Source organism: Coprococcus sp. AF102-57, from assembly GCF_027686195.1.
Classification (GTDB): Bacteria; Bacillota; Clostridia; order Lachnospirales; family Lachnospiraceae; genus Allocoprococcus; species Allocoprococcus comes.
Map to the genome: position 1 here is coordinate 1 of NZ_JAQCSY010000053.1, position 1,158 is coordinate 1,158.

The 1,158-nt window shown below is 40.2% G+C and carries 1 protein-coding gene; it reads left to right on the forward strand.

The features are described from left to right. The first annotated feature begins 449 nt into the window (after window positions 1–449). On the forward strand, window positions 450–617 hold the full coding sequence (locus PGZ10_RS16520) for a hypothetical protein (RefSeq protein WP_270247305.1): 168 nt from the start codon (window positions 450–452) through the stop codon (window positions 615–617). The last annotated feature ends 541 nt before the right edge of the window (window positions 618–1,158 follow it).

The window sequence follows — 1,158 nt, forward strand, 5'->3', positions numbered from 1 at the left end:
CACCAACTCCGATTGTTTCCTTAACAGTTGTGCGTGGGTGGCTATATTCTAATAGAAAAAGAATTTTTTGACATTTCCACAGATGCGTGATAATATGATTATAGAAAAAGAGTGCTACCAAAAGAGTGCTACCGATAGACGGTTAGTCCACATACTTAATCGATTAAAAATAACCGTTCAGTTTGCGAGGCTGGGGCGGTTATTTTTGTGTCTTATTATTATCCTTGCCGAATGTGTATCCGGCACAAAAGCAGGTGATGCCGAAGCTCACAACTGCAATGAAGTCCACAATACTCATTGGCTTAGCCCTCCTTTCCAGTGGATTCCCTTTCGGGGGTTCTATGTAATCAGAGGGTCACAGTCCCTCTGTTGAAGGACTAACCGCCTACCGTTATGGTAGCACCCATGTTCTGATTATAACAATAAAAAATAATGGGTGCAATAAGAAAATGGCAGAGGAAGTAGTAGGCGTTGGTGACAAAGCATTTAGAACAAGGCTTCCGGTGCCAAAACGGTGCCAAGAAATCAGGCAAATAAAAATAGAGCATGTAAATCAGCCATTTTTCACTGTATTTTGGATAGAAAAACATAAAAAATGTAGGGTAAAACGGGATTAAAGTATCGTGAAGGTGGACGTACTGTAGGATCAGGACGTGTTGCTACAATCATCGAGTAATATACGCGAAAGCAATGAATAAAGCGCCAATCAAGGCGATAAAAAAAGAGACTGCAAGCTTGCTTGCAAGTCTCTTTTTTTATCGCTTTGGAAGTGGACATTTTACGAATGCCCGCGAACGAACGACGAAGTCGTGAGATTGGCGCATATACAATAGATTTGTTATCGTAAGATAACGTTGTGTCCAAACGTAAGATACCCGTAGAACTTCGGTTCTACGGGTTTTTCTGTTGCCTGGAAATATATAAAAGGGCGGAAAAGAATAACGAACAGCATAGAAAAACGGTTGCCGGGAGAGTGTCCTGACAACCGTTTGTGATAACAGAATGATAACAAAATATATAATTTTCGCAAATATGATAACAGATAAAGTGGATTTATCCACAAATCAGAGATGTGACTGTGGATTAAGTCAGATCATACGTCTTAATGTCATTACCTTCCAGACGTTTAGCAGTAAGAAAACTTTCCGCATCTTCAAG

Excerpts from the sequence above, each read along its gene's own strand:
- PGZ10_RS16520 (WP_270247305.1), top strand. The coding sequence starts at position 450 with ATGGCAGAGGAAGTAGTAGGCGTTGGTGACAAAGCATTTAGAACAAGG.